We start from the raw sequence: 24,172 nt of genomic DNA on the forward strand, positions 1-24,172 counted from the left end.
AGGAGACAGCCATGAAGAAAATCGCCATCGTCGGAGCCGGCCAGTCGGGCCTGCAACTGGGCCTGGGCCTGCTGGCCGCGGGCCATCAGGTCACGATACTGAGCAACCGCACGGCGCAGGACATCGCCCAGGGCCGGGTCATGTCCAGCCAGTGCATGTTCGACAGCGCGCTGCAGATAGAGCGCGGCCTGGGCCTGGACCACTGGTCGCGCGAATGCCCGCTGGTCGAGGGCATCGGCCTGTGCGTGCCGCATCCGGCGCAGCACGGCGGGAAATCGGTCGACAAGGCCATCGACTGGGCCGCGCGGCTGAACGCGGGCGCGCAGTCCGTGGACCAGCGCCTGAAGATCCCCGCATGGATGGACGACTTCCGCCGCCAGGGCGGCGAGCTGGTGCTCAAGGACGCGGGCATCGCCGAGCTGGAGGAATGCACGCGCAGCCATGACCTGACCCTGGTCGCCAGCGGCAAGGGCGAGATATCGAGGCTGTTCGAGCGCGATGCCCATCGCTCGCGCTTCGACCAGCCCCAGCGCGCGCTGGCGCTGACCTATGTGACGGGCATGAAGCCGCGCGAGCCGTTCTCCGCCGTGTCCTTCAACCTGCTGCCGGGTGTGGGCGAGTATTTCGTGTTCCCTGCGCTGACGACCACGGGCCCCTGCGAGATCATGGTGTTCGAGGGCGTGCCCGGCGGCCCCATGGACTGCTGGGGCGATGTGAAGACACCGGAGCAGCACCTGGAGCGCAGCCGCTGGATCCTCGACACCTTCGTGCCCTGGGAGGCCGAACGCTGCCGCGACATTGCGCTGACCGATGACAACGGCATCCTCGCGGGCCGCTTCGCCCCCACGGTGCGCAAGCCCGTGGCCACGCTGCCGTCGGGGCGCAAGGTGCTGGGCATGGGCGACGTGGTGGTGCTCAACGACCCCATCACGGGCCAGGGCTCCAACAACGCGGCCAAGTGCGCCGACACCTATCTGCGCAGCATCCTGGCGCGCGGCAATGGCGACAGCAATGGCGACGGCAATGGCGCATTCGACGCCGCCTGGATGCAGCAGACCTTCGACCGCTACTGGTTCGGCTATGCGCAATGGGTTACGCAGTGGACCAACATGCTGCTGGCGCCACCGCCACCCCATGTGCTCAAGCTGCTGGCCAGCGCGGGCACGCTGGCACCGCTGGCCAGCGCCTTTGCCAACGGCTTCGATGACCCGCGCACCTTCTTCCCCTGGTTCGCGGACGCGGGCGAGGCAGACCACTACATCGACAGCTGCGCGGCCATCGCCGCCATGGCAGCCGTCCCCGCCTAGCTGCAGAGGCCGCCATGAGCACATGCGAAACCCCGGCCGCCGCCACGGCCTGCTCCTTCGATCCGCGCGAGCTGCGCAAGGCCTTCGGCCAGTTCACCACGGGCGTGACCGTCATCACCACGCGCGCGCCGGACGGGCGGCGCGTGGGCATGACGGCCAACTCGTTCTCCTCGGTCTCGCTGGACCCGCCGCTGGTGCTGTGGAGCCTGGCGCGCCAGGCGCCCAGCGTCTGCGATTTCCAGGGCGCCAGCCATTTCGCCATCCACGTGCTGGCTGCGGACCAGCACCTTCTGTCGCGGCGCTTTTCCACGCCGCAGCAAGACAAGTTCGGCGGCCTGGACTGCGCGGAAGGCCCGGCCGGCGTGCCCTTGATCGATGGCGTGCTGGCCCGCTTCGTCTGCCGCAACGTCCGGCAATACGATGGCGGCGACCACCTCATCTTCATCGGCCAGGTCGAGCGCTGCGAGCGCTTCGGCGGCGAGCCCCTGGCCTTTCACGCGGGCTACTATCAGGTGACGGTGCGGCACCCCGAATGCGTATGACGGGTCATGAAAAAAGCGGCACCGCAGCTTTCCCCACCCTTTGAAACGGAGACACCCCCCATGCAGCAGAAAGAACCCCCGGCCAGCCGCCATGTGCACATCAACGCGCTGGACGGCAGCGGCAGCTTCAACGCCTACCTGGCCGTGCCGGCCTCGGGCAGCGGCCCCGGCCTGGTGCTGGCGCAGGAGATCTTCGGCGTCAACGCCACCATGCGCGAGGTGGCCGACTACTACGCCGAAGAAGGCTACGTGGTGCTGGTGCCCGACCTGTTCTGGCGCCAGCAGCCCGATGTGGAGCTGGGCTACACGCCGGCGGACTGGGAGCGCGCCTTCGGCTTCTACAAGGGATTCGACGAGGCCCTGGGCGTGCAGGACATCCAGGCCTGCCTGAACGCCTTGCGCCAGCGCCCCGAGGTCACGGACGGCAAGGCCGGCGTGCTGGGCTTTTGCCTGGGCGGCAAGCTGGCCTACCTGGCCGCCTGCCGCACCGATGCCGATGTGGTGGTCGGCTACTACGGCGTGGGCATCGAGGCGGCGCTGGACGAGGCTGAGCGCATCCGCTGCCCGCTCACCCTGCACGTGGCCGAGCTCGACGCCTTCTGCCCGCCCGAGGCGCGCCAGCGCATCGTCCAGGCGCTGGGCGGGCGTCCCGGCGTGGCCGTGCATGTCTATCCGGGCGTGGACCATGCCTTCGCGCGCAAGGGCGGCGATCACTTCCACCGCGCCTCGGCCCTGATGGCGCACGAACGCAGCATTGCCACGCTCAAGTCCGCCATCGGCCCGCACTTCGACCTGGCCGCGCTGTGGGACAAGCACTGCGAGTACGAGTTCGCCACGCGCAACGTGGACGACACCATGGCCACCATGGTGGCCGAGCCCTATGTGAACCACATCCCCACCATGACCGGCGGCGTGGGCTTCAGCAACCTGCACGCCTTCTACACGAACCACTTCGTCAACAGCAATCCGCCCGACACGTCGCTGACGCCGATTTCACGCACGGTGGGGGCCTCGCAGGTGGTGGACGAGATGCTGTTCTGCTTCACGCACACCACCGAGATCCCGTGGATGCTGCCCGGCGTGCGTCCCACGGGGCGGCGCGTGGAGATCCCGCTGCTGGCCGTGGTCAAGTTCCGGGGCGACAAGCTCTACCACGAGCACATCTACTGGGACCAGGCCAGCGTGCTGGTGCAGGTGGGCCTGCTGGACCCGGCGCTGCTGCCCGTGGCGGGCGTGGAGACGGCCCGCAAGCTGCTGGACGAGACCCTGCCTTCCAACGAACTGCTCAAGCGTTGAGCGCGGCGCGGGCGCATGGGTTTCACCCTGCGCCCGCTTGCGGCCTGCAGGCCGCCAGGGCTCTCAGGGTTGCCACCAATGTTGATATGTCAACATTTGCGGATCATGCGGCCATCGCAATCGCCATCGCCGCCCGGTTCCCTCCGCCCAATGCCCCGCCCACGCACATCCACGATCCCTGCCGCCGATGCCGCCACCGGCCCTGCACCGGACACGCAGGTCTGCAGCCAGACGCTGGCGCTGGAGGACTTCATCACCTTCCGCCTGGGTGCGCTGTCCAATGCGCTGCAGACCCAGGTGACGCGCCACTACATCGCACCGGCATCGCCCGTGGGGCTGACGGAGTGGCGGCTCATGGGCCAGATCCAGCGCCACGGTGAACTGCACGCCAGCGCACTGTCACGCCTGAGCCTGATGGACAAGGCCCAGATCAGCCGCGCGCTGCAGCCGCTGATCGACCGGGGCTGGGTGCTGCGCCGCGCCGATCCGCAGCACGCGCGGCGCCACCTGCTGCAGCTGAGCGAAGCAGGGCAGGCGCTCTTCGACGAGGTGCTGTCCCGCGCCCGCCCCTACCAGGCGGCCCTGCTCAATGCCCTGACGGCCGATGAGCGCGCCATGCTCGACCGCATCCTGGACAAGCTGGGCCGTGCCTCCCAGGCGCTGGACCAGGGGCTGGACCAGGGGCTGGATGCCTGATTTCCCCACAAGCCACTGCACAACCCACCTCAAGACCCACCTCAGAACCCACCCCACGAGCCACACCATGAATTGCTCCATGCACCCTGATGAGCGGGCCGCCCGCATCGAACTGGCCGCCTGCTACCGCGTCTTCGCCATGCTGGGCTGGGACGAGCTGATCTACAACCACATCACGGTGCGCCTGCCCGACAGCGTGACGGGCGGGGAAAAGCAGTTCCTGATCAACCCCTTCGGCCTGCACTACGAAGAGGTCACGGCCAGCAACCTGGTACGCATCAACGTGCGCGGCGAGGTGCTGGACGGCTCGCGGCATCCGGTGAATCCGGCCGGCTTCGTGGTGCATGCGGCCATCCACGACGGGCTGCCGGGCGCCCACTGCGTGATGCACACGCACACCACCTCGGGCATGGGCGTGGCCTGCCTGGAGCAGGGCCTGTCGCAAAGCAACTTCTACAGCGCCCAGCTGCACGGCATGGTGGCCTACCATGACTTCGAGGGCATCACCATCCATGCCGACGAAGGGCCGCGCCTGCTGGCCAGCATCGGCAACCGCAAGGCCGTGATCCTGCGCAACCATGGCCTGCTCAGCTGGGGCAGCGATCTGCCCCAGGCCTTCGTGGTGCTGTGGACGCTGCAGCGCGCCTGCGACGTGCAGATGGCCACCCTGTCCATGGGTGCGCCGCGCATGGTCTCCGACGCCATGGCCCGGCGCTGCAACGAGGACTCGCTGACCTTCAACGACAGCCACGGCGGTGCCCGCGATGTGTTCGACCACCTGGTGCGCCGCGTGAACCGGCGCGACAGCAGCTATCTCGATCTTTGAACCCGGAGCTTCCCGCGCATGATCATGGAACAGACAAGCATTTCATTCGACAAGGCCTGCATCTTCGGCGCCGGTGCCATCGGCGGCTGGATGGGCGCGGCCCTGGCCCGCGCCGGCTGCCAGCTCAGCGCCGTGGCGCGCGGCGCTGCGCTGCAGGCCCTGCGCACCCAGGGCCTGACCCTCGTGCACGGCGAGCAGCGCGAGCACTTCGCGCTGCATGCCGAACAGGACCCGGCCGCCCTGGGCGTGCAGGACCTGGTCATCATCTCCGTCAAGGCGCCGGGCATGCCCGATGTGGCCGAGCGCATCGCCCCGCTGATCGGCCCGCAGACCGTGGTGCTCACGGCCATGAACGGCGTGCCCTGGTGGTTCCTGCACGGCGGTGTCGATGCCAGCGTGCGCGGCAAGCAGCTGAAAGCCGTAGACCCTGAAGGCCGCATTGCGCAAGCCATCCCGCTGGGCCAGGTGCTGGGCTCGGTGGTCCATGCGAGCTGCTCCAACGATGCGCCCGGCGTGGTGCGTCGGCACTTCGGCAACAGCCTCATCCTGGGCGAGCCCCTGGCCACAGGGCCCGGCCAGCTGCCCACGCCGCGCCTGGCGGCACTGGCCCAACTGCTGCAGCGCGGCGGCATCGAGGCCAAGGTCTCCGACAACATCCAGCGCGACGCCTGGTACAAGCTCTGGGGCAACATGACCGTCAACCCCGTCAGCGCGCTGACGGGTGCCACCTCGGACCGCATCCTGGGCGACGACCTGGTGCGCGGCCTGATCACGCGCGTGATGCTGGAGGCCAAGGAAATCGGCGCGCGCATCGGCCTGCCCATCAACGAGTCGCCCGAAGACCGCCATGCGGTCACGCTCAAGCTGGGCGCCTTCAAGACCTCCATGCTGCAGGACGTGGAAGCGGGAAAGCCCGTGGAACTCGACGCCCTGGTGGGCGCGGTGCGCGAGATGGGGCAGCTGTGCGGCGTGGATACGCCCTTCACGGATGCGCTGCTGGGCCTGGCGCGGCTGCAGGCACGGCAAAAGGGGCTGATGGACTGAGGGCCGGAGCAACGTGCCCGCGCGGCCCGCAACCTTAGACTACGCCTCCATGACTTCCGCCAAGAACCCCGCCTCGCCCTGGTCCACGCTGTGCGTGGTGGCCACCACCGTCCCCAGCGCCGAGGAGGCCGCCCATCTGGCGCGCAGCCTGGTGCAGCAGCAGGCCGCGGCCTGCGTGCAGGTGGAGCCCATCACCTCGCACTACGTGTGGGAGGGCGAGCTGCATGCCACGTCCGAATGGCGCCTGGTCTGCAAGACCCTGCCCGACGTGCTGGAGCGCCTGGCCCGGCTGCTGCGTGCCGGGCACCGCTACAGCGTGCCGCAGATCACCATGCGCACCGAGCGCTGCATGGCCGACTATGCGCAGTGGCTGCGCTCCCAGGTCTCGACCCGGGACGTGGCGGACACTGCAGAAAGGGCCGCCGCGCCCCGCATCACTGCGGCGTGACGTTGGCGGCCTTGATCACAGGCACCCAGGTCGCTGTCTCCTTGCGGATCAGCTCGCCGAAGGCGCTGCCCGTGACCACCCACGGCTCGATCCCCTGCAGGTCCAGCTGCCTGACCACGGCCGGCGTGTTGAAGATCTCCTGAATATCCTTTTCCAGCTGCCTGAGCACGGCCGGCGGCGTCTTCTTTGGCGCCATCACGCCGTACCAGGACGATATGGCAATGCCCGGCACGCCCGCCTGGGCCAGAGTGGGCACATCAGGCAGGTACTTGCTGCGCGCCGGGTCTGTCACGGCCAGCGCGCGCAGCTTGCCCGACTGCACATGCGGCAGCAGCGCGGGCACATTGCCCACGATCATTGGCACCGTGCCGCCCAGCACATCGTTGAGGCCGGGCGCCGTGCCCTTGTAGGCCACGTGCAGGATGTCGGCGCCGGTCTGCTGCTTGAACAGCTCACCGGCCAGATGCAGGCTGGAGCCCACGCCGGGCGAGGCATAGCTGATGGTGGCCGGCCTGGCCTTGGACAGGGCCACCAGCTCCTGCACCGTTTTGGCGGGCACGCCAGGGTGCACGGCGATCACATTGGCCGCCCTGGCCAGCGAGGCCACGGGTGCGAAGTCCGCCTCCACGCTGTAGCCGGGCCTGGCCAGCAGCGTGGGATTGATGGTCAGGTTGCCCTGGGGCACGACCAGCAGCGTATGGCCGTCCGGCGCGGCACGCTTGACCATGTCGATGCCGATATTGCCGTTGGCCCCGGGCTTGTTCTCCACCACCGAAGTCTGCTTGTAGCGCTCGGCCAATCCCGTGGACAGCAGGCGGGCCAGCGCATCGACCGGGCCACCGGGCGGAAAGGGCGCGACGATGGTGAAAGGCTTGGCAGCCATTTGCTGCTGGGCGGCGGCATCCTGGGCGAGGGCGCTCTGGCATGCGGCTGCGGCCAGCAGGGCGGCAGTGCCGAGCAAGGTGGGGGCTTTCATGGGGAACTCCGGGGAACAAGGCAAGGCAGGTACAAGCAAAAGGAATGCCTGAGGGTTATTGGTTGTTTCTTATATAAAACAACGTTCTTCTTATAAATCAATGCAAAGCATAAAACCTGCGGCTTGATTCGAATCAAGGGAAAACCCTTGCCTGCATGCCTGGGCCTTCGCTGCGCTCGCATGCCCATGAAAAAAGGAGCGCAGCGCGCTCCTTTGGGTGGTGGTGGGCCGGGTGGCCTCAGGACAGCAGCGCCTGCGCGAATTCCCGGGCGTTGAAGGTTTCCAGGTCCTCGACCTTTTCGCCCACGCCGATGAAGTACACGGGGATCGGCCGTTCCTGGGCAATGGCAGCCAGCACGCCGCCCTTGGCTGTGCCGTCGAGCTTGGTGACGATCAGGCCCGTGAGCTGCAGTGCATCGTCGAAGGCGCGCACCTGGGCCAGCGCGTTCTGGCCGGTGTTGCCGTCAATGACCAGCAGCACCTCGTGCGGCGCCGTGGCGTCGGCCTTGCTGACCACGCGGCGGATCTTGCGCAGCTCTTCCATCAGGTGCAGCTGGGTGGGCAGGCGGCCTGCCGTGTCCACCAGCACCACATCCTTCTTGCGCGCGCGGCCGGCGGTGACGGCATCAAAGCTCACCGCCGCAGGATCGCCCCCTTCCTGGCTGACGATCTCCACCGTGTTGCGGTTGGCCCAGACGCCAAGCTGCTCGCGCGCGGCGGCGCGGAAGGTGTCGGCGGCGGCCAGCAGCACGCTCTGGCCTTCATCGGCCAGGTGACGGGTCAGCTTGCCGATGGAGGTGGTCTTGCCCGCGCCGTTGACGCCAGCCACCATGATCACGGTGGGCTGGTGCTCGCCGATGACCAGCGGCTTTTCCAGCGGGCGCAGCAGGTCGGCCAGGGCATCGGCCAGCAGCGCCTTGACGGCGGCGGGGTCGGTGGCCTTGGCCTCCTTGACGCGGCGGCGCAGGTCGGCGAGCAGGTGCTCGGTGGCCTTGACGCCGGTGTCGGCCATCAGCAGGGCATCTTCCAGTTCCTCGTACAGCGCATCGTTGATCTGCGTGCCCGTGAAGACCGTGGCAATGCTGCTGCCGGTCTTGCGCAGGCCGGTCTTGAGGCGCTGCATCCAGTTCTGGCGGCTGGCACCTTCGGCCTCGGGCTTGGCCGTGGGCTCGGGCGCGGCAATGAAGTCCGCAGGCGCGATGGTGGACGCGGGTGCTGCAGCTGGGGCAGGCGGGGTCTCGGGCGGCGCGGCATCGCCCTTGCTGCCGCCAAAGGGCTTGCGCCACCAGGCACTGCCGGTGTCGGCGGCCGGGGCTGCTGGTGCGGCCGGTGGCAGGGCAGGGGGGCTGTCCTGCGGTGGGGTTGCGGGAATGCCGGCCTTTTCAGGCGCGGCGCTGCTGTCCGTCGGGGAAATCTCGGCGGCGGAGGGGGTGGGCTTTTTCTTGAAAAAACTGAACATCGGCAGGTTCTTAGAATCACAGCATTCTATGAAACATGCACTCACCCTCCTGGGCTTAATGGCCTGCATGGGCACCGGGGCTGCTTTGGCAGCCCCGGATGCATCATCTTCCATCCCTTCATCGCTGCTGCAGACGGTGGCCAGCCAGGCCGCCGGCGGCACGCGCACCGCCACTTCGGCACAGCAATTCACCTTGAAGAACGGCATGCAGCTCATCGTGCAGCCCGACCGGCGCGCGCCCACGGCCGTGCACATGGTCTGGGTGCGCGTGGGCTCCGTGGACGAGGTCGATGGCACCTCGGGCGTGGCCCACGCGCTCGAACACATGATGTTCAAGGGCTCGCGCAAGGTGGCTCCCGGCGAGTTCTCGCGCCGCGTGGCCGCGCTGGGCGGGCAGGAAAACGCCTTCACCAGCCGCGACTACACGGGCTACTACCAGCAGATTCCGTCCAGCCGCCTGGAAGACGTGATGAAGCTCGAATCCGACCGCTTTGCCAACAACCACTGGCCCGACAGCGAGTTCAAGAAAGAGATCGAGGTCATCAAGGAAGAGCGCCGCATGCGCACCGAGGACCAGCCGCGTGCCGTGCTCATGGAGCAGCTGATGGCGGCGACCTTCGTGGCCTCGCCCTACCACCGCCCCGTGATCGGTTGGATGAGCGACCTGGACGCGCTGACGCCCGGCGACGTGCGCGACTTCCACGGCCGCTGGTATGTGCCCGGCAATGCCACCATCGTCATTGCCGGCGACGTGGATGTGGCCAAGGTCCGCGCCTGGGCCGAGAAGTACTACGGCAGCATTCCCGCGCGCGCCCTGCCGGTGCGCAAGCCGCGCACCGAGCCCGCGCAGATCGGCATCCGCCGCATCGAGGTCAAGCAGCCGGCCGAGCAGGCCTTGGTGGCCCTGGCCTTCCGCGCGCCCTCGCTGACGCGCGTCAGCGACCTGCAGGCCGACGACCGGGATGCGCTGGCGCTGCTGGTTCTGTCGGCCGTGCTGGACGGCTATGACGGTGCCCGCCTGGAGCGCGCCCTGGTGCAGGGCGAAGGCCGCGTGGCCGATGGCGCGGGCAGCTCCATGTCCCTCATGGGCCGTGGCCCCGGTCTGTTCATGCTGACGGGCGTGCCCGCCACGGGCAAGACTGCCGCCGAGGTCGAGGCGGCGTTGCGCGCCGAAGTGGCCAAGGTCGCCAAGGATGGTGTGGAGCCCGCCGAGCTGGAGCGCGTGAAGACGCAGTGGATGGCCTCCAATGTCTATGAGCGTGATTCGGTCATGGGCCAGGCTCAGAGCCTGGGCAATTACTGGATACAGGGCATGCCGCTGGATGCGGAAGACCAGCTGCTGACCCAGCTGCGCACCATCACGCCCGATGACGTCAAGCGTGTGGCTGCCAAGTACTTTGGCGATGACCAGCTCACGGTGGGCACCCTGGTGCCGCAACCGCTGCCCGAAGGCGGCAAGCCCCGTCGCCCCGATGCGGGTGCCGGCATCGGCGGACCCCTGCATTGATGCCCCCGAAGCACGCTGGAGTGAAGATGAAGAACATGAAAAAAATGGTGGCCAGCACGGTGCTGGCAGGCGTGGGCATGGGCTTTGGTGCCACGTCCGCATGGGCCCTGCTGCCCATCCAGCACTGGACCCAGCCCAGCGGGGCGCAGGTCTGGCTGGTGGACAGCCCGGGCATTCCCATGGTCGATGTGCAGATGGACTTCGATGCCGGCAGCCGGCGCGATCCCGCCAACCAGGTCGGCCTGGCCAGCGCCGTGGCGCTGATGGCCTCCAAGGGCGTGACCGCCCAGGGCGATGCGCCTGCGCTGGACGAGAACGGCCTGGGCCAGGCCTGGGCCGATCTGGGTGCCAGCTTTGGCGCCCAGGCGGGCCGCGATAGCTTCAGCTACGGGCTGCGCTCCCTGACCGAGCCTGCGCTGCTGCAGCGCGCCGTGGCGCTGGCGGCGCGCCAGATCGCCAGCCCCAGCTGGCCGCAGGACGTGTGGCTGCGCGAGCGCGAGCGCTGGACCGCGGCCATCAAGGAGTCGGACACGCGCCCCGGCACGGTGGCCGGCAAGGCCCTGAGCCAGGGCGTGTTCGGCACCCATCCCTACGGAGCGCGCGCCACGGGCGAGAGCCTCGCGCACATCGACCTGTCCGACATGCAGTCCTTCCACCGCCGCCTGATCGCGGCCTGCCGCGCCAAGGTCAGCATCGTCGGTGCGGTCAGCCGCGAGCAGGCCGACCAGCTGGTGCAGCAACTGCTGGCTCCGCTGCAGGCGGCGCAGGGCCAGGACGCCAGTGCCTGCGCGCCCCTGCCCGACGTGCCCAAGGTGCAGGCGCTCAAGGCGCCGGTCAACGAGAACATCCCCTTCGCCTCGGCCCAGGCGCAGGTGCTGATCGCCCAGCCCGGCATTGCACGCAACAGCCCGGACTTCATGGCCGTGCTGGTGGGCAACCACATCCTGGGCGGCGGCGGCTTCACCTCGCGGCTGACCGAGGAAGTGCGCGAAAAGCGCGGCCTGAGCTACAGCGTCTACAGCGATTTCTCGCCGGGTCTGGACGCAGGCGCCTTCACGATCGCCCTGCAGACGCGCCCCGACCAGGCAGCCGAGGCCCTGAAGGTGTCGCAGGACACGCTGCGCCGCTTCGTGGCCGAAGGCCCGACCGAGAAGGAGCTCAAGGCCGCCAAGGACAACCTGATCGGCGGCTTTGCGCTGCGCATCGACAGCAACCGCAAGCTGCTGGGCAATGTGTCCAACATCGCCTGGAACGGCTTGCCGCTGGACTACCTGGAGCACTGGACCGAGCGCGTGCAGGCGCTCACCGTGCGTGATGTGCGCGAGGCCATGCAGCGCATGCTGCAGCCCGAGCGCATGGTGACCGTCGTCGTGGGAGGCAAACAATGAGCCGCAACAGCATCAAAATTCATACCCCTGCCGGCAAGCGCTGGCTGGAAAAGGCCACGGCCGAGGCCGCAGCACCCAAGGCAGCTGCCGCAGCACCTGCTGCCGCCAAGGCGAAAGCCGGACGGCCGGCGCCGGTGGGCGCAGGCGAGGTCCGCATCATCGGCGGCCAATGGCGCCGCACGCGGCTGCCCGTGGCGCAGCATCCGGGCCTGCGGCCCACGCCGGATCGCGTGCGCGAGACCCTGTTCAACTGGCTGGGCCAGGACCTGACGGGCTGGCACTGCCTGGATGCCTTCGCGGGCACGGGCGCGCTGGGCTTCGAGGCCGCATCGCGCGGCGCGACCAATGTGCTGATGAACGAGCAGGACGCCACTCTGGTCCAGCAGTTGCAGCGCCTGCGCGAGCGCCTGGACGCCCAGTCCGTGCGCGTGCTGCGCGGCGATGGCATCGGCTGCCTGCGCCAGGTGGCGCCGGGCACGCTGGACCTGGTGCTGATCGATCCGCCCTTCGACCATGCCGATCTGTTCGAGCCTGCGCTGAAGGCCGCCGCGCAGGCGGTGTCCGCCACGGGCTATGTCTATCTGGAGGCGCCCCAGGCCTGGACCGAGGAGCAACTGGCCGAGGCCGGTGGCCTGCAGCTGTTCCGCCATCTGAAGGCGGGCGCCGTCCACGCCCATCTGCTGCGCAAGGCACCGCAGGACGAGTAAAGGGCGCAGCGGCGGCCGCGTTCCCTGGCAGGAGCGCGGCTGTCGCACAGCCGACCGGCCATGCTGCAGCGCAATGCATAATGCGCCATCCGTGCCGGACAGGGCACGCGCAGCCAATGAAAGCGACCGCCATGAGCCACGACGTGATTGCCGTCTATCCCGGAACTTTCGATCCGATCACGCTGGGTCATGAAGACGTGGTGCGCCGCGCGACCCAGCTGTTCAGCCACGTCATCGTCGCCGTGGCGGCAGGCCACCACAAGAAGACCATGTTCAATCTTGAGGAGCGCATGGAGATGGTGCGCGAGGCCGTGTCCATCTATCCCCATGTCCAGGTCGAGAGCTTTCATGGCCTGCTGCGCGACTTCGTGGTCGAGCGCGGCGGCAAGGCCATGGTGCGCGGCCTGCGTGCGGTCACCGACTTCGACTACGAGTTCCAGCTCGCCGGCATGAACCGCACGCTGATGCCCGAGGTGGAGACCGTCTTCCTCACGCCCAGCGACCGCTACCAGTTCATCAGCAGCACCTTCGTGCGCGAGATCGCCACGCTGGATGGCGAGATCGACAAGTTCGTCTCTCCCAGCGTGCGTACCCGCCTTCTGCAGAAGGTACAGGCCAATCGTGGGTCGTGATCGCACAACCTGATCGCACGCCTTGATCCCGCGCCCTGATGCCCTGCCGCCTGGCTGTCCTGAGGCCCGGCAAGGGGGCGGCCAGGGCCCTCTCGCAGTTCCTTCTTAGAAGGCAGCCTGCCGCGTGGCGCTCGCATTCACGGCGGCGTGCACGAATTCCAGCTTGCGCCTGGCCCCGGCCGAAAGGGCAAACGGATAGGCATCGCCATGGCCCAGGCTGCGGTTGAGGCTGTTGGTCAGCAGCGTCAGCGGCACCCACTGGTCCAGCATGGTGCCGAAGTCCGGCCGTGCATGGACCGCGAAAGGGTCCTGCACGCACAGCGCGGGCTGCGTGCCCGAGCCTGTACTTGTCCCTGAGCCTCCAGGCATGGTGATGCAGGTGCCATAGCTGGCCGCAGTCTCCAGCAGATCCACCATGTGCAGGTAATGGGCCCAGCTTTCGGCCCAGTCTTCCCACGGGTGGGAGGTGGCATAGGCGCTGACGAAGTTGTCGCGCCACTGCTCATCCATCGGGTCGCGCGCATAGTAGTTCTGCAGGGCCTGGCCATAGTCCTGGCGCTCGTCGCCGAACAGGCGGCGGAATTCCTCGATACGGCCCGCGCCCACCACCAGCCTGTCCCAGAAGAAGTGGCCGGACTCATGGCGCAGATGGCCCACCAGCGTCCGGTAGGGCTCATGCAGGGCCTGGCGGCGCCGGGCACGCTCGGCATCATCTGCCTCCACCACGTTCAGCGTGATGGTGCCGTTGGCATGGCCGGTCATCACGGGTGCCTGCCCCGGCAGGTCGGCCAGCAGCTCGAAGCGCGGCCCATCCTCTCCAGGCCGCGGACCCAGGCCCAGGTGGGCCAGCGTGTAGAACAGCTGGCGCTTGGCGGCCTCGATCCGGGTCCAGCGCAGCGCATTGGACGGGTCTGACAGATCGGGCAGCCAGCGTGTCTGGCGGCAGGACTCGCACAGCGCATGGGGATCGTCTGCGGGCAGGGCGAAGTTGCACTGTCCCACGGGACCCCGGTGGCTGCACATCTTGTAGAGCCGGCCTGGCGGCTTGCCGCTCGTCAGCGAGGACAGGCTCTCCCACAGCACGCTGTCCCGCGTGCCGGAAACCGGGCGCAGGCAGGCCACATGCAGTCGCTCGGGCAGGAAGGCCAGGGTGGCGCCGCAGTGCACGCATTGAACGCTGTCGAAGAAGACCGGGTGGCCACAGGCATCGCAGTTGAAGACTCGCATGTCGGTCACTTTACGCCGTATGTCCGGCGCACGGTGGAAAGGGGTCGTACCTGCCGTCGGCTGCAATGGTCGGCAATCCTTGCGGCGGACCGTGCGGCAGTTGGGGCCCTGGATGAAAAAAGGCCGGAAGTCTCCGGCCTTGTACTTGGATCAGCCCCCGCAGGGGCCTGCATCAGGGGCGAACCACGATGCTGTTGCGCACTTCACGCACGTTCTTGGTGGTGCGGGCGATCTCGGCGGCGCGGGCCTTTTCCGATTCGGACTTGGCAAAGCCCGACAGCTGCACCGTGCCGTTCAGGGTCTCGACGCTGATGGAGGTGGCCGAGACGCTCTTGTCCTCTGCCATCTTGGCCTTCACCGCAGTGGTGATGCCTGCGTCATCCACATACGAACCCACGGTCTGCTGGTCGCGGGCGACGGAGCAGGCGGTGGTGCCGAGCACGGTGGCGCCGGCGACGAGAGCGAAAGCGATGGCACGGGTGTACTTTTGCATGATCAATTCTTTCTTGGGTAAGAAAATTGGGGTAACTGGACTAACGGTACTCGGGAGACTCAGGGAACTGGGCGACCGCTCACTTGCGCGAGCGTGAGCTCATGAAGAACGCGGTGGCAAGGGCTGCGCCCGTGGCCGCGGCCAGCAGGATGGAGCGGCCCGGCTGTTCGATGACGTAGCGCGTGGTGGCCTCGGTGGCCGATTGCAGCTGGCGGCGGGCGCGGTCGGAGCTGTCGGCGCAGAAGTTGATTCCGCGTGTGGCCAATTCCTGGGCACGTGCTGCGAGGTCATCGATGACGGGATTCAGTTCACGCTCGATGGACTGGACACCTTCCTCGGCCTTGTCCAGCGCATTCGCTGCAGTGCGGCGTGTCGTGTTGACGGCTTCCTTGGCGGCATCCGCGACATCCTGGGCAACGTCCTTGGCGGTATCGGCGGCTTTGTTCACGGCTTTCTCGGCTTGGCTCATTGGTTCTATCTCCTCAAAACTGGCATGAATGCGAAAGGCGGTCGGGCTGCCGGGCTGGCTGCCCGCGGTAAGCGGGCTTGGGCTGGCAGGGGGCTGAAGGCGGCGCCGCCGCTACTTCTTGATCAGGCTCATCACAAAGGTGACGACAGCCATGATCACGAAAATATAGAACAGGATCTTGGCGATGCCTACAGCACCTGCCGCAATACCACCAAAACCGAAGATGGCGGCTACCAGGGCGATGACGAAGAACACGATGGCGTAGTGCAGCATGTAAAACTCCTTGGGTTGTTCGTTTCCAAGAAACGGCACGGGGCGGATGGGCCAAGTGCTGTTTGCATGGGTTCGACTGTACTGAGCCGCCAAAGGTGTATCTGACGGTGGCCGGCGTGGCATGGCGTCAGGGTTAGGCGGGGGGGCAGTGTAGGAATGCTCCGGCTGCACAGGGCTTGCCAACCGCCGGCGGCTGCAGCCATCCAGGAGCGCGCATGAAAAAAAGCCCCTGGCGCGTGGGCGCGCAGGGGCTTTTGCATGGCGGGTGCTGCCGCTTCAGGCGGTGGCGACCGTACCGGCGCTTTTGTCCGTGGAGATCGGCGCCAGCGGGATGACGGCGGAGATCGCCGTGCCCTTGCCCAGTTCGGACGAGACGGTCAGGCGGCCGCCTGCGGCCTCCACGCGGTGGCGCATGCCGGCCAGCCCGTGGGAGTTGGGGCGCATGGCCGAGGTCTCGAAGCCTTCGCCGTCGTCCTGGATCTGCACCGTCACATAGGTCGGATAGTTGTGCACGGAGACCAGGACATGGCTGGCCTTGGCATATTTGCCGATGTTGGTCAGCGACTCCTGGACGATGCGGTAGACCGTGAGCTGGGTGGATTCCGGCAGTTCCACCTGCTCCAGGTTGGCCGTGACTTCGATGCCGCTGCGCTCGCCGAACTCGCGCGCCAGGATTTCCAGCGCCGTCGTCAGGCCCAGGTTGGACAGGGAGGAGGGGCGCAGGTCCTCGATGATGCGGCGCTTGAGGGCGATGCCGCTGTTGAGCGTCTCCACCAGATGGCTGACGCGTTCGCCCACGTCAGGCGCGCTGAGGTCGATCTTGGATTTGAGGCGCGCCACGTCGAGCTTGGCGGCCGTCAGCAGCGAGCCCAGCTCGTCGTGCAGTTCGCGCGCCAGGTGTCCGCGCTCGTCCTCGCGCACCTGCTGCAAGTGGTTGGCCAGCTCCGTCAGCGTGGCCGTGCGCTCGCGCACCAGGGCTTCGAGGCGGTTGCGCTCGTCGCGCTGGATCTCCTGCTCGCGCTGGTGGGCCTGTTGCAGCGCGTGGGCCTGGCGCAGGTACATGAAAAAGCCCAGCACGCCCAGGGCCGTGACCGTGGCGATGCCTATGCGTGACAGCGACAGCGTGTGCTCGATGTCCTGCAGGTTCTTGGCCGAGCGCTGGTCTATGCCTGACAGCAGCTTGCCCGTGTAGTCGCGGATGGCGTCCATGTTCTCCATGCCCACGTCGGTGAACATGACGAAGCGCCAGGCCTCCTCGTTGCCCTGGCGGTACAGGCGCAGGCTGAGTTCCATCTCGCTCATCTTGCGTTCGACCTGGCGCGCCAGAGGCGTGAAGATCGCCAGCTCCTGCGGGTCGTAGATGAAGATCTGGCGCAGCTCGTCCATGTTGTAGTTGATGGCCGTGATCGCCTTGCTGTAGGGCTCCAGGTAGCGCTCCTCGCCCGTGAGCAGGTAGCCGCGCAGGCCGGTCTCCGCATCCAGCATCAGCCGCAGCAGCTGGCTGATCTCCGAGCGGGTGTTCTGGGTCTGGGTCATGGCCTCCAGCGCCTTGGTGGAGCGCTTGTAGCTGGCCTCGTTAATGCTCACCAGCAGCACGGCCGCGACGATGGCGAATGCCAGGCTGATCGCAATTCTTCGGAAATTTATCCAACGCATAAGCATCCTCTCACCTACAAGATCTTCGCCGATATTCTGCATAATTCGTGTTATCGGCTGCCGGGGCAGTTCCTGCGCCGGCCGTTACCATATATTGTTTGCACGACCAGCGATCCCGCTGGTCCCCCGAAAAAGAGGTATTCATGATCAGAATTGGCATTGTGGACGACCATGCAATTGTGCGCTCGGGCCTGCGTCAGTTTCTCTCGGAACACGTGGACCTGCGTGTAGTCGGTGAGGCCGCCAATGGCCGCGAGGCCATCGATCTGGTGCGTGCCCACGAGATCGACGTGCTGTTGATGGACCTGTCCATGCCGGGCCAAAGCGGTATCGACGCGCTGGCCATGCTGCGCGCCAAGGCGCCGGACATGGGCATCCTGATCCTGAGCGGCTATCCCGAGGAGCACTACGCGATCAACCTGATCCGCCAAGGCGCCAGCGGCTACCTGAACAAGGAATGCGATCCCCAGGAGATTGCCGAAGCGATCCGCACCGTGGCCCTGGGCCGCCGCTACCTGACGCCCGCCGTGGCCGACCTGCTGGCCCAGCAGCTCAACCGCAAGGATGACGCGCCAGCGCATGAGCAGCTGTCCGAGCGTGAGTTCCAGGTCTTCCTCAAGCTCGCGCGTGGTGAAACCGCAGGTGATATTGCAAAGTCGCTTTCACTGAGCGTAAAGACGGTCAGCACCTATCGCACGCGACTCATGGAGAAAATGGGATTGTCTTCCAACAGCGATCTGACGTATTACGCACTGAAGAACAGGCTGATCGATTGATTTTCAGTCAATAGAAAATACGGGCTGCACGATTATCAAGTCGTGCAGCCTTTTTCTTTGGTGAAAAATCAAATGCAGTGCTTTGGGTTCAGGCTGTTTTGAGTTGATTGAGTGACGCCGCATCGATATTCATGCAATAGTCCATGAGTGCGTCGATTTCATTGGACTTGTCGAAGACGGCATCCACGCCGAGCTGGGCACAGCGGCTGCGGATGTCGGGGGTGGCATAGTTGCTGAGCACCACGATCTTCTGGTGCGGCTGGCGCTCGCGGCAGGCGGTGAGCACACCCAGGCCGCTGCCCTGGCGCAGGAACAGGTCGACGATGGCGAGATCCCATGCGTCGGGGTTCTGCTGAAGCCAGTCCGTCCCCGCGCTCTCCGTCTCGGCGATGCCCACGGCCTCGACATCGGCCAGTTCTTCGAGCGTGGCGATCAGGTTCTCGCGGATCGTAGGGTTGTCTTCAACAAGATAGGTGCGCAATTTCACGGCTGTATCCAATAGGGACGCGGATGGCAATCGGAGTCCGGTGGAGCCCGGCCTTCATTGTCCTGCGCGACAGCGGGCGATTGTGCCAGTGAGGGATCGGCGTGGGGGTCAGCCGATTCCTACGCCTTGTTACCGCAAACGGGACATTCCGGTACACGAGTGGTTTGCATGCTACTCCAATCCAGGCTGCGGCTGTCGAACATGGTCAGGCGGTTTGTTGCAGGCGTGCCAAATCCCGCGATCAGCTTGAGGGCTTCCGCCGCCTGCAGCGTGCCCATGACGCCCACCACGGGCGCGAAGACGCCCATGGTCGAGCACTGCACTTCCTCGAACTGCGCATCGGGCGGGAACACGCAGGCATAGCAGGCGCAGTTCTCGTCGCGCGGGTCCATGACCATGAGCTGGCCGTCCAGCCGGATGGCCGCCCCCGCCACCAGGGGCACCTTGTGCCGCACGCAGGCCGCGTTGATCATGTGGCGCGTGCGGTAGTTGTCCGTGCAGTCCAGCACCAGGCTGGCCTGCGGCACGAGCTCGTCGAGCAGCGCGTCGTCGGCGCGCTGCTGGCGGCAGTCGATGCGGATGCCGGGGTTGATGGCGTGCACGGCCGTGCGTATGGATTCCACCTTGGGCTGGCCCACGCGATCCGTGGTGTGGGCGATCTGGCGCTGCAGGTTGGTCATGTCCACCGCATCGTCGTCCACCAGGGTGATGCGGCCTATGCCGGCCGAGCCCAGGTACAGCGCGGCGGGCGCGCCCAGGCCGCCTGCGCCGATGATGAGCACATGCGCTGCCAGGATGCGCTCCTGGCCTTCGATGCCGATTTCGTCGAGAAGGATGTGGCGCGAGTAGCGCAGCAGTTGATCGTCGTTCATTCGCGACTCCAGACGTGAAAAAGCCGGGCGCAAGGCCCGGCTTGGTGCAGGCGCGGACCCGGTCCGCGCCGCGCTGTCAGTTTTCCTTCTTCTCGGGCTCGCGCTCGGTCAGGGTCTTGCTGACCATGACGGGCTGGCCCTTGAGGCGGTTGAGCGCCTGCTGCAACTGGAAGTCCTTTTCGGTGCCGAACTCGGGCAGGCGGCGCTCGGCCGGCGGCTTCTTGGCTTCCTCTTCCAGGCGCTTGCGGGCTTCCTCGCGGGCCTTCTCGCGCACCTCGTCCTTGACCTCGGCACCCTGTCCGCTGGACAGGTGCTTTTCCAAGTCGGCCTCGCGCATGCGCAGGGCGGCGAACAGGTCGCCTTCGGGCGTCTCATCCACCATCACGTCGGGCACGATGCCCTTGGCCTGGATGGACTTGCCGCTGGGCGTGTAGTAGCGCGCCGTGGTCAGCTTCAGGCCCGTGTCGGGGCCCAGGGGGCGCACGGTCTGCACGGAGCCCTTGCCGAAGGTCTGGCTGCCCATGATGATGGCGCGCTTGTGGTCCTGCAGTGCGCCGGCCACGATCTCGCTGGCCGAGGCCGAGCCTTCGTTGACCAGGACCACCAGCGGCAGCTTCTTGAGCGAGGCGGGCAGGCGCTGCAGCGGGTCACCCATGCCGCGGCGGGCATAGAAGCTGGGGGATGCCTTGTAGGTTTCCTTGCTCTCGGCCAGTTGGCCGTTGGTGGAGACCACGGTCACATCCGGCGGCAGGAAGGCTGCCGAGATGGCGACGGCAGCGTCCAGCAGGCCGCCCGGGTCGTTGCGCAGGTCCAGCACCAGGCCCTTCATGTTGGGGTCCTGCTTGTACAGTTCCTCGACCTTGCGCACGAAGTCGTCCACCGTGCGTTCCTGGAACTGGCTCAGGCGGATCCAGCCGTAGCCGGGCTCGATCACCTTGCCCTTGACGGACTGCGTCTTGATTTCTTCGCGCGTGATGGTCACGGGGAAGCTGCGGCTTTCATCCTTGCGCAGGATGGTCAGCTGCACCTTGGTGTTGGGCTCGCCGCGCATGCGCTTGACGGCGTCGTTGAGCGACAGGCCCTTGACGGCCGTGTCGTCGATCTTGGTGATCAGGTCGCCGGTCTTGAGGCCGGCGCGGAAGGCGGGGGAGCCTTCGATGGGCGAGACGACCTTGATCAGGCCGTCTTCCTGCGTGATCTCGATGCCCACGCCGACGAAGCGGCCCGAGGTGCCCTCGCGGAATTCCTTGTAGGACTTCTTGTCGAAGTACTGCGAATGCGGATCGAGGCTGGACACCATGCCGGAGATGGCATCGGTGATCAGCTTCTTGTCATCGACCGACTCGACATAGTCGGTCTTGATCAGGCCGAAGACGGCGGACAGCTGCTGGATTTCCTCCAGCGGCAGCGGGGTCATGGCACCGCGGGCCACGGTCTGCAAGGAAACCGTGGTCAGTGCTCCGGCGATTACGCCTACGGAAACCCAGCCGGCAATTTTGATTTTCTGGCCCATATCACCCCTTTAACCGCGTCAATATACACCCGCTTGGAAAGGCAAGCGCCCGCGTGGTTCCCTAAAAACGGCGCAGCAAGCGCAATTTCCGCAGCAGGCGCTCACCTCAAGCGGGCCCGGCTCAGGCCTTGCCCTGTGCGGCCACGGCGGCTGCAGCCTTGGCGGCAGCTTCTGCATCGCCCAGGTAATAGTGGCGAATGGGCTTGAGATCGGCATCCAGCTCATAGACCAGCGGAATGCCATTGGGCACGTTGACGCCGACGATGGCGTCATCCGAGATGCCGTCCAGGTACTTGATCAGCGCGCGGATGGAGTTGCCGTGGGCCGCGACCACGACGCGCTTGCCGGACAGGATGGCGGGCGCGATGGACTCGTTCCAGAACGGCAGCACGCGGGCCACCGTGTCCTTCAGGCATTCGGTCAGCGGCACCTGGCTGGGGTCCAGCTGGGCGTAGCGCACGTCGCTGCGCTCGCTGCGCGGGTCTTGCGGCTCCAGGGCCGGCGGGGGCGTGTCGTAGCTGCGGCGCCACACCAGCACCTGGGCGTCGCCGTATTGCTTGGCCATGTCCGCCTTGTTCAGGCCCTGCAGGCCGCCGTAGTGGCGCTCGTTCAGGCGCCAGCTGTGCTGCACGGGCAGCCAGGTGCGGTCCATTTCGTCCAGCGTGTGCCACAGCGTGCGCGTGGCGCGCTTGAGCACGCTGGTGTAGGCCAGGTCGAAGTCATAGCCTTCGGCCTTGAGCAGGCGGCCGGCGTTCTTGGCCTGTTCGACGCCGGTGGCGGTCAGGTCCACATCGGTCCAGCCGGTGAAGCGGTTTTCGAGGTTCCAGGTGGATTCACCGTGGCGGATCAGCACGAGCTTGTACATGGCGGCTTTCTAAGTCTCTCGATGCGACAAAGCTGGGCTGTCGCGGGGGCAAAAGCCAGCATTCTAGAATTGACAGGTTTGCCAACCCAAGGAATGACGTGAAATTCATCATCGATAACTGGTATTTGATCCTGATCGCGCTGGCTTCCGGCGTGATGCTGCTGCTGCCCCTGGTGCGCGGCGCAGGCGGCGGCTCGCTGACGGCGGCGCAGGCCGTGCAACTGATCAACCGCCAAAAGGCCGTGGTCATCGATGTCTGCGAGCCCGAAGAGTACGCGGCCGCCCATGCCAACGGCGCCAAGAATGTGCCGCTGAGCCAGTTCGAGGAAAAGCTGCCCACCACCGTGAAGAACAAGGCGCTGCCGCTGGTGCTGATCTGCACCAAGGGCAACCGCGCCTCCCGTGCCGAAGGCATTGCGAAGAAGCTGGGCTACGAAAAGGCCCAGGCCCTGGCCGGTGGCCTGAAGGCCTGGCGCGATGCCGGCATGCCGGTTGAAAAGGCCTGAGACGCCCCCATCTGACGGCGATGGAAGCCGCTGCTCCGCGCCCCGGGCGCCAGCCGGCGGCACGCCGCAAACTCGAAGAAAGTCGCACATGCAAGCCGTGAAGATGTACACCACCGCTGTCTGCCCCTATTGCATCCGGGCCAAGCAGATCCTCAAGTCCAAGGGCGTGGAGCAGATCGAAGAGATCCGCATCGACACCGATCCGGCCGCGCGCGACGTGATGATGCAGAGCACGGGCCGCCGCACGGTGCCCCAGATCTTCATCGGCGAGCGCCATGTGGGCGGCTGCGACGACCTGATGGCGCTGGACGCCGACGGCGGTCTGGTGCCTCTGCTGCAAAGCTGAAACACGGGCACTGCATAATGCTGGCCCAGGTGCCCGCTGCGCAAGCTCTTGGCAGCGGGCATTTTGTTGGTGATTTTTTTGATGCCCTGGTCACCGCACCAGGGTTTTTTGCCCAGAAAGACTGATTCCATGGCCGAACAGGACACTCCCGTCTTCCAGATCCAGCGCGTCTACCTCAAGGACCTGTCGCTGGAGCAGCCCAACTCGCCCGCCATCCTGCTGGAGCAGGAGCAGCCCAGCGTGGACATCCAGCTTGGCGTCGAGGCGACTCCCGTGGCCGAAGGCATCTACGAAGTGGCCGTGACCGCCACCGTGCAGACCAAGATCCAGGGCAAGACCGTGTTCCTGGTCGAGGCCAAGCAGGCCGGCATCTTCGAGATCCGCAACGTGCCCGAAGACCAGATGGGCGGCGTGATCGGCATTGCCTGCCCCCAGATCATCTATCCCTACCTGCGCGGCAACGTGGCTGACGTGGTCACCCGCGCCGGCTTCCCGCCCGTGCACCTCGCCGAGATCAACTTCCAGGCCATGTACGAGCAGCAGCAGGCAGCCGCCCAGGCGGACGGCAACTCGCTGCCGCAGTAAGCCGGTCCATTCCCGGACGATGTGATTTGCGCCCAGGCGCGTCGCATCGCTGTGGTACAAGAAAAGAGGCCCGAGGGCCTCTTTTTTTCATCAACGTCGCTTCTTCAACGTCGAGCAGATATGAACATAGTGGTGATTGGCGCAGGCGCCTGGGGCACGGCGCTGGCGATGAGCGCGGCCTCGCGCGGTGACGGGCGTGTCGTGACCCTTTGGGCGCGCGACGCCGCCCAGGCGCAGGCCATGCACGGCAGCGGCGAGAACGCACGCTACCTGCCGGGCGTGGCACTGCCTGCCGCGCTGCAGGTGGTGCATGGCGAGATCGACGGCCATCTGGCGGCCGCCGACCTGATCGTGATCGGCACGCCCATGGCTGCCCTGCGCGAATGGCTGGGCCGGCTGCAGCATGTGCCCGCACCCGTGGCCTGGCTGTGCAAGGGCTTCGAGGCCGTGCCCGCAGGCGCTTCGGCCGCCGCCCATGGACTGATGGCGCACGAGGTCTGCGCCGAGGTGGCGCCCGATCTGCTGTGCGGCGTGCTCAGCGGCCCCAGCTTCGCGGCCGAGGTGGCACGCCACCAGCCCACGGCCCTGGTGGCGGCCAGCCGGCATGCCCAGGTCAATGACGCCCTGGTGGCCGCCTTCCACGGCGGCGCCATGCGCGTCTATGCCAATGCCGACATCGTGGGAGTGGAAGTGGGCGGCGCCGTGAAGAACGTGCTGGCCATTGCCACCGGCCTGTGCGACGGCCTGCAGCTGGGCCTGAACGCCCGCGCCGCGCTGATCACGCGCGGCCTGGCCGAGATGACGCGTTTGGGCCTGGCCCTGGGCGCGCGCACTGAGACCTTCATGGGCCTGTCGGGCCTGGGCGATCTGGTGCTGACGGCCACGGGCGACCTGTCGCGCAATCGCAAGGTGGGCCTGCTGCTGGCCCAGGGCCGCACGCTGGAGCAGGCCGTGGCTTCGCTGGGCCATGTGGCCGAGGGCGTGTACAGCGCGCGCACCGTGCTGGCACGCGCGCGGCTGCTGAACGTGGAGATGCCGATCACCGAAACCGTGGTCGAGCTGCTGGACGGCCGGCTTCAGGCGGCCGAGGCCGTGCAGCACCTGATGGCGCGCGATCCACGCGGCGAGTGATTCTTCGGTGTCCATGAAAAATGGCCCCCACGCTCCCCTTGCTGCGCAAGGTCCACTGCCCCCCGAGGGGGCCGCTTTTCATCTTGGGGCGGCCCGGCGATGAAAAAGCCCCGGGGCTGGAAGGCCCCGGGGCTTTTTTGCGTCA

The 24,172-nt window shown here is 66.8% G+C and carries 27 protein-coding genes; 16 read left to right on the plus strand and 11 right to left on the minus strand.

The window, feature by feature from the left end:
- Window positions 1-11 precede the first annotated feature (11 nt).
- The 7 genes from KDK82_RS22565 to cutA all read left to right on the plus strand — a co-directional run bounded on the left by KDK82_RS22565 (window position 12) and on the right by cutA (window position 6,159).
- Window positions 12-1,307, plus strand: coding sequence for a styrene monooxygenase/indole monooxygenase family protein (locus KDK82_RS22565; protein WP_088166232.1), 1,296 nt, complete (start codon window positions 12-14; stop codon window positions 1,305-1,307).
- Between the two features lie 14 nt (window positions 1,308-1,321).
- Complete coding sequence (locus tag KDK82_RS22570; protein ID WP_088166233.1) at window positions 1,322-1,849, plus strand: flavin reductase family protein; 528 nt, start codon at window positions 1,322-1,324, stop codon at window positions 1,847-1,849.
- A gap of 60 nt (window positions 1,850-1,909) precedes the next feature.
- Window positions 1,910-3,145 (plus strand): dienelactone hydrolase family protein, encoded by a 1,236-nt coding sequence (locus KDK82_RS22575; RefSeq protein ID WP_088166234.1) that lies wholly within the window; start codon window positions 1,910-1,912, stop codon window positions 3,143-3,145.
- Window positions 3,146-3,295: 150 nt separating this feature from the next.
- Window positions 3,296-3,841, plus strand: a complete 546-nt coding sequence (locus KDK82_RS22580; protein WP_016454136.1) for a MarR family winged helix-turn-helix transcriptional regulator — start codon at window positions 3,296-3,298, stop codon at window positions 3,839-3,841.
- Entirely contained in the window at window positions 3,834-4,667 is an 834-nt protein-coding gene (locus KDK82_RS22585; RefSeq protein WP_256974529.1) for a class II aldolase/adducin family protein, read from the plus strand. Before KDK82_RS22580 ends, KDK82_RS22585 begins: the two co-directional genes overlap by 8 nt.
- Window positions 4,668-4,685: 18 nt before the next feature.
- Window positions 4,686-5,711: a 2-dehydropantoate 2-reductase gene (locus KDK82_RS22590; RefSeq protein WP_088166236.1), complete on the plus strand. Its 1,026-nt coding sequence runs from the start codon at window positions 4,686-4,688 to the stop codon at window positions 5,709-5,711.
- 49 nt (window positions 5,712-5,760) lie between these two features.
- Window positions 5,761-6,159 (plus strand): divalent-cation tolerance protein CutA, encoded by a 399-nt coding sequence (cutA, locus tag KDK82_RS22595; protein WP_088166237.1) that lies wholly within the window; start codon window positions 5,761-5,763, stop codon window positions 6,157-6,159.
- Here cutA and KDK82_RS22600 read toward each other — a convergent pair.
- Window positions 6,146-7,135, minus strand: coding sequence for a tripartite tricarboxylate transporter substrate binding protein (locus KDK82_RS22600; protein WP_088166238.1), 990 nt, complete (start codon window positions 7,133-7,135; stop codon window positions 6,146-6,148). The two genes, cutA and KDK82_RS22600, sit on opposite strands and share 14 nt — an antisense overlap.
- Before the next feature lie 238 nt (window positions 7,136-7,373).
- A complete protein-coding gene (gene ftsY, locus KDK82_RS22605) occupies window positions 7,374-8,594 on the minus strand; it encodes a signal recognition particle-docking protein FtsY (RefSeq protein ID WP_034390747.1) in 1,221 nt (406 codons plus the stop codon).
- 28 nt (window positions 8,595-8,622) lie between these two features.
- Between ftsY and KDK82_RS22610 the strand changes: the two genes are divergently transcribed.
- The 4 genes from KDK82_RS22610 (at window position 8,623) to coaD (ending at window position 12,828) form a co-directional block, all read left to right on the plus strand.
- On the plus strand, window positions 8,623-10,101 hold the full coding sequence (locus KDK82_RS22610) for a pitrilysin family protein (RefSeq protein ID WP_013803936.1): 1,479 nt from the start codon (window positions 8,623-8,625) through the stop codon (window positions 10,099-10,101).
- A 26-nt stretch (window positions 10,102-10,127) separates the two neighbouring features.
- A complete protein-coding gene (locus KDK82_RS22615; RefSeq protein WP_088166239.1) occupies window positions 10,128-11,489 on the plus strand; it encodes a pitrilysin family protein in 1,362 nt (453 codons plus the stop codon).
- Window positions 11,486-12,196 carry a 16S rRNA (guanine(966)-N(2))-methyltransferase RsmD gene (gene rsmD / locus KDK82_RS22620; RefSeq protein ID WP_012203729.1) on the plus strand — a complete coding sequence of 237 codons (711 nt, stop codon included), beginning with the start codon at window positions 11,486-11,488 and terminating at the stop codon, window positions 12,194-12,196. The genes KDK82_RS22615 and rsmD overlap by 4 nt, the downstream gene beginning before the upstream one ends.
- Window positions 12,197-12,327: 131 nt before the next feature.
- Window positions 12,328-12,828, plus strand: a complete 501-nt coding sequence (gene coaD / locus KDK82_RS22625) for a pantetheine-phosphate adenylyltransferase (RefSeq protein ID WP_034398214.1) — start codon at window positions 12,328-12,330, stop codon at window positions 12,826-12,828.
- A gap of 105 nt (window positions 12,829-12,933) precedes the next feature.
- On the opposite strand, the gene KDK82_RS22630 is transcribed toward coaD, so the two are convergent.
- The 5 genes from KDK82_RS22630 to KDK82_RS22650 all read right to left on the minus strand — a co-directional run bounded on the left by KDK82_RS22630 (window position 12,934) and on the right by KDK82_RS22650 (window position 16,946).
- Window positions 12,934-14,055 (minus strand): putative zinc-binding metallopeptidase, encoded by a 1,122-nt coding sequence (locus KDK82_RS22630; protein ID WP_034398218.1) that lies wholly within the window; start codon window positions 14,053-14,055, stop codon window positions 12,934-12,936.
- A 172-nt stretch (window positions 14,056-14,227) separates the two neighbouring features.
- On the minus strand, window positions 14,228-14,548 hold the full coding sequence (locus KDK82_RS22635) for a BON domain-containing protein (protein ID WP_012203732.1): 321 nt from the start codon (window positions 14,546-14,548) through the stop codon (window positions 14,228-14,230).
- Between the two features lie 79 nt (window positions 14,549-14,627).
- Window positions 14,628-15,017, minus strand: a complete 390-nt coding sequence (locus tag KDK82_RS22640; RefSeq protein WP_013803931.1) for a hypothetical protein — start codon at window positions 15,015-15,017, stop codon at window positions 14,628-14,630.
- A gap of 111 nt (window positions 15,018-15,128) precedes the next feature.
- Window positions 15,129-15,290 carry a DUF1328 domain-containing protein gene (locus KDK82_RS22645; RefSeq protein WP_013803930.1) on the minus strand — a complete coding sequence of 54 codons (162 nt, stop codon included), beginning with the start codon at window positions 15,288-15,290 and terminating at the stop codon, window positions 15,129-15,131.
- Window positions 15,291-15,566: 276 nt separating this feature from the next.
- Window positions 15,567-16,946, minus strand: coding sequence for a CHASE3 domain-containing protein (locus tag KDK82_RS22650; protein WP_013803929.1), 1,380 nt, complete (start codon window positions 16,944-16,946; stop codon window positions 15,567-15,569).
- A 143-nt stretch (window positions 16,947-17,089) separates the two neighbouring features.
- Here KDK82_RS22650 and KDK82_RS22655 point away from each other — a divergent pair, with 143 nt between their 5' ends.
- Complete coding sequence (locus KDK82_RS22655) at window positions 17,090-17,722, plus strand: response regulator transcription factor (protein WP_012203736.1); 633 nt, start codon at window positions 17,090-17,092, stop codon at window positions 17,720-17,722.
- Between the two features lie 88 nt (window positions 17,723-17,810).
- On the opposite strand, the gene KDK82_RS22660 is transcribed toward KDK82_RS22655, so the two are convergent.
- From KDK82_RS22660 to gpmA, 4 genes are all read right to left on the minus strand, one after another.
- On the minus strand, window positions 17,811-18,209 hold the full coding sequence (locus KDK82_RS22660; RefSeq protein ID WP_013803928.1) for a response regulator: 399 nt from the start codon (window positions 18,207-18,209) through the stop codon (window positions 17,811-17,813).
- A gap of 119 nt (window positions 18,210-18,328) precedes the next feature.
- Entirely contained in the window at window positions 18,329-19,081 is a 753-nt protein-coding gene (locus KDK82_RS22665) for a HesA/MoeB/ThiF family protein (RefSeq protein WP_012203738.1), read from the minus strand.
- Window positions 19,082-19,157: 76 nt separating this feature from the next.
- Window positions 19,158-20,594 carry a S41 family peptidase gene (locus tag KDK82_RS22670; protein ID WP_013803927.1) on the minus strand — a complete coding sequence of 479 codons (1,437 nt, stop codon included), beginning with the start codon at window positions 20,592-20,594 and terminating at the stop codon, window positions 19,158-19,160.
- Between the two features lie 121 nt (window positions 20,595-20,715).
- The gene (gpmA, locus tag KDK82_RS22675) at window positions 20,716-21,459 is read right to left on the minus strand and encodes a 2,3-diphosphoglycerate-dependent phosphoglycerate mutase (RefSeq protein ID WP_034390756.1); all 744 of its coding nucleotides are present in this window, start codon (window positions 21,457-21,459) and stop codon (window positions 20,716-20,718) included.
- Window positions 21,460-21,557: 98 nt separating this feature from the next.
- Between gpmA and KDK82_RS22680 the strand changes: the two genes are divergently transcribed.
- The 4 genes from KDK82_RS22680 (at window position 21,558) to KDK82_RS22695 (ending at window position 24,027) form a co-directional block, all read left to right on the plus strand.
- A complete protein-coding gene (locus KDK82_RS22680; RefSeq protein WP_013803926.1) occupies window positions 21,558-21,965 on the plus strand; it encodes a rhodanese-like domain-containing protein in 408 nt (135 codons plus the stop codon).
- A gap of 88 nt (window positions 21,966-22,053) precedes the next feature.
- Window positions 22,054-22,311, plus strand: a complete 258-nt coding sequence (grxC, locus tag KDK82_RS22685; protein WP_088166240.1) for a glutaredoxin 3 — start codon at window positions 22,054-22,056, stop codon at window positions 22,309-22,311.
- Window positions 22,312-22,440: 129 nt separating this feature from the next.
- Window positions 22,441-22,896: a protein-export chaperone SecB gene (secB, locus tag KDK82_RS22690; RefSeq protein WP_088166241.1), complete on the plus strand. Its 456-nt coding sequence runs from the start codon at window positions 22,441-22,443 to the stop codon at window positions 22,894-22,896.
- A 120-nt stretch (window positions 22,897-23,016) separates the two neighbouring features.
- Window positions 23,017-24,027, plus strand: coding sequence for an NAD(P)H-dependent glycerol-3-phosphate dehydrogenase (locus KDK82_RS22695; protein ID WP_013803923.1), 1,011 nt, complete (start codon window positions 23,017-23,019; stop codon window positions 24,025-24,027).
- The last annotated feature ends 145 nt before the right edge of the window (window positions 24,028-24,172 follow it).

Source organism: Delftia sp. K82 (genome assembly GCF_002193035.1).
Lineage (GTDB): Bacteria > Pseudomonadota > Gammaproteobacteria > Burkholderiales > Burkholderiaceae_C > Comamonas > Comamonas acidovorans.

Excerpts from the sequence above, each read along its gene's own strand:
- KDK82_RS22565 (WP_088166232.1), top strand. The coding sequence starts at position 12 with ATGAAGAAAATCGCCATCGTCGGAGCCGGCCAGTCGGGCCTGCAACTG.
- KDK82_RS22570 (WP_088166233.1), top strand. The coding sequence starts at position 1,322 with ATGAGCACATGCGAAACCCCGGCCGCCGCCACGGCCTGCTCCTTCGAT.
- KDK82_RS22575 (WP_088166234.1), top strand. The coding sequence starts at position 1,910 with ATGCAGCAGAAAGAACCCCCGGCCAGCCGCCATGTGCACATCAACGCG.
- KDK82_RS22580 (WP_016454136.1), top strand. The coding sequence starts at position 3,296 with ATGCCCCGCCCACGCACATCCACGATCCCTGCCGCCGATGCCGCCACC.
- KDK82_RS22585 (WP_256974529.1), top strand. The coding sequence starts at position 3,834 with ATGCCTGATTTCCCCACAAGCCACTGCACAACCCACCTCAAGACCCAC.
- KDK82_RS22590 (WP_088166236.1), top strand. The coding sequence starts at position 4,686 with ATGATCATGGAACAGACAAGCATTTCATTCGACAAGGCCTGCATCTTC.
- cutA (WP_088166237.1), top strand. The coding sequence starts at position 5,761 with ATGACTTCCGCCAAGAACCCCGCCTCGCCCTGGTCCACGCTGTGCGTG.
- KDK82_RS22600 (WP_088166238.1), bottom strand. The coding sequence starts at position 7,135 with ATGAAAGCCCCCACCTTGCTCGGCACTGCCGCCCTGCTGGCCGCAGCC.
- ftsY (WP_034390747.1), bottom strand. The coding sequence starts at position 8,594 with ATGTTCAGTTTTTTCAAGAAAAAGCCCACCCCCTCCGCCGCCGAGATT.
- KDK82_RS22610 (WP_013803936.1), top strand. The coding sequence starts at position 8,623 with ATGAAACATGCACTCACCCTCCTGGGCTTAATGGCCTGCATGGGCACC.
- KDK82_RS22615 (WP_088166239.1), top strand. The coding sequence starts at position 10,128 with ATGAAGAACATGAAAAAAATGGTGGCCAGCACGGTGCTGGCAGGCGTG.
- rsmD (WP_012203729.1), top strand. The coding sequence starts at position 11,486 with ATGAGCCGCAACAGCATCAAAATTCATACCCCTGCCGGCAAGCGCTGG.
- coaD (WP_034398214.1), top strand. The coding sequence starts at position 12,328 with ATGAGCCACGACGTGATTGCCGTCTATCCCGGAACTTTCGATCCGATC.
- KDK82_RS22630 (WP_034398218.1), bottom strand. The coding sequence starts at position 14,055 with ATGCGAGTCTTCAACTGCGATGCCTGTGGCCACCCGGTCTTCTTCGAC.
- KDK82_RS22635 (WP_012203732.1), bottom strand. The coding sequence starts at position 14,548 with ATGCAAAAGTACACCCGTGCCATCGCTTTCGCTCTCGTCGCCGGCGCC.
- KDK82_RS22640 (WP_013803931.1), bottom strand. The coding sequence starts at position 15,017 with ATGAGCCAAGCCGAGAAAGCCGTGAACAAAGCCGCCGATACCGCCAAG.
- KDK82_RS22645 (WP_013803930.1), bottom strand. The coding sequence starts at position 15,290 with ATGCTGCACTACGCCATCGTGTTCTTCGTCATCGCCCTGGTAGCCGCC.
- KDK82_RS22650 (WP_013803929.1), bottom strand. The coding sequence starts at position 16,946 with ATGCGTTGGATAAATTTCCGAAGAATTGCGATCAGCCTGGCATTCGCC.
- KDK82_RS22655 (WP_012203736.1), top strand. The coding sequence starts at position 17,090 with ATGATCAGAATTGGCATTGTGGACGACCATGCAATTGTGCGCTCGGGC.
- KDK82_RS22665 (WP_012203738.1), bottom strand. The coding sequence starts at position 19,081 with ATGAACGACGATCAACTGCTGCGCTACTCGCGCCACATCCTTCTCGAC.
- KDK82_RS22670 (WP_013803927.1), bottom strand. The coding sequence starts at position 20,594 with ATGGGCCAGAAAATCAAAATTGCCGGCTGGGTTTCCGTAGGCGTAATC.
- gpmA (WP_034390756.1), bottom strand. The coding sequence starts at position 21,459 with ATGTACAAGCTCGTGCTGATCCGCCACGGTGAATCCACCTGGAACCTC.
- grxC (WP_088166240.1), top strand. The coding sequence starts at position 22,054 with ATGCAAGCCGTGAAGATGTACACCACCGCTGTCTGCCCCTATTGCATC.
- secB (WP_088166241.1), top strand. The coding sequence starts at position 22,441 with ATGGCCGAACAGGACACTCCCGTCTTCCAGATCCAGCGCGTCTACCTC.
- KDK82_RS22695 (WP_013803923.1), top strand. The coding sequence starts at position 23,017 with ATGAACATAGTGGTGATTGGCGCAGGCGCCTGGGGCACGGCGCTGGCG.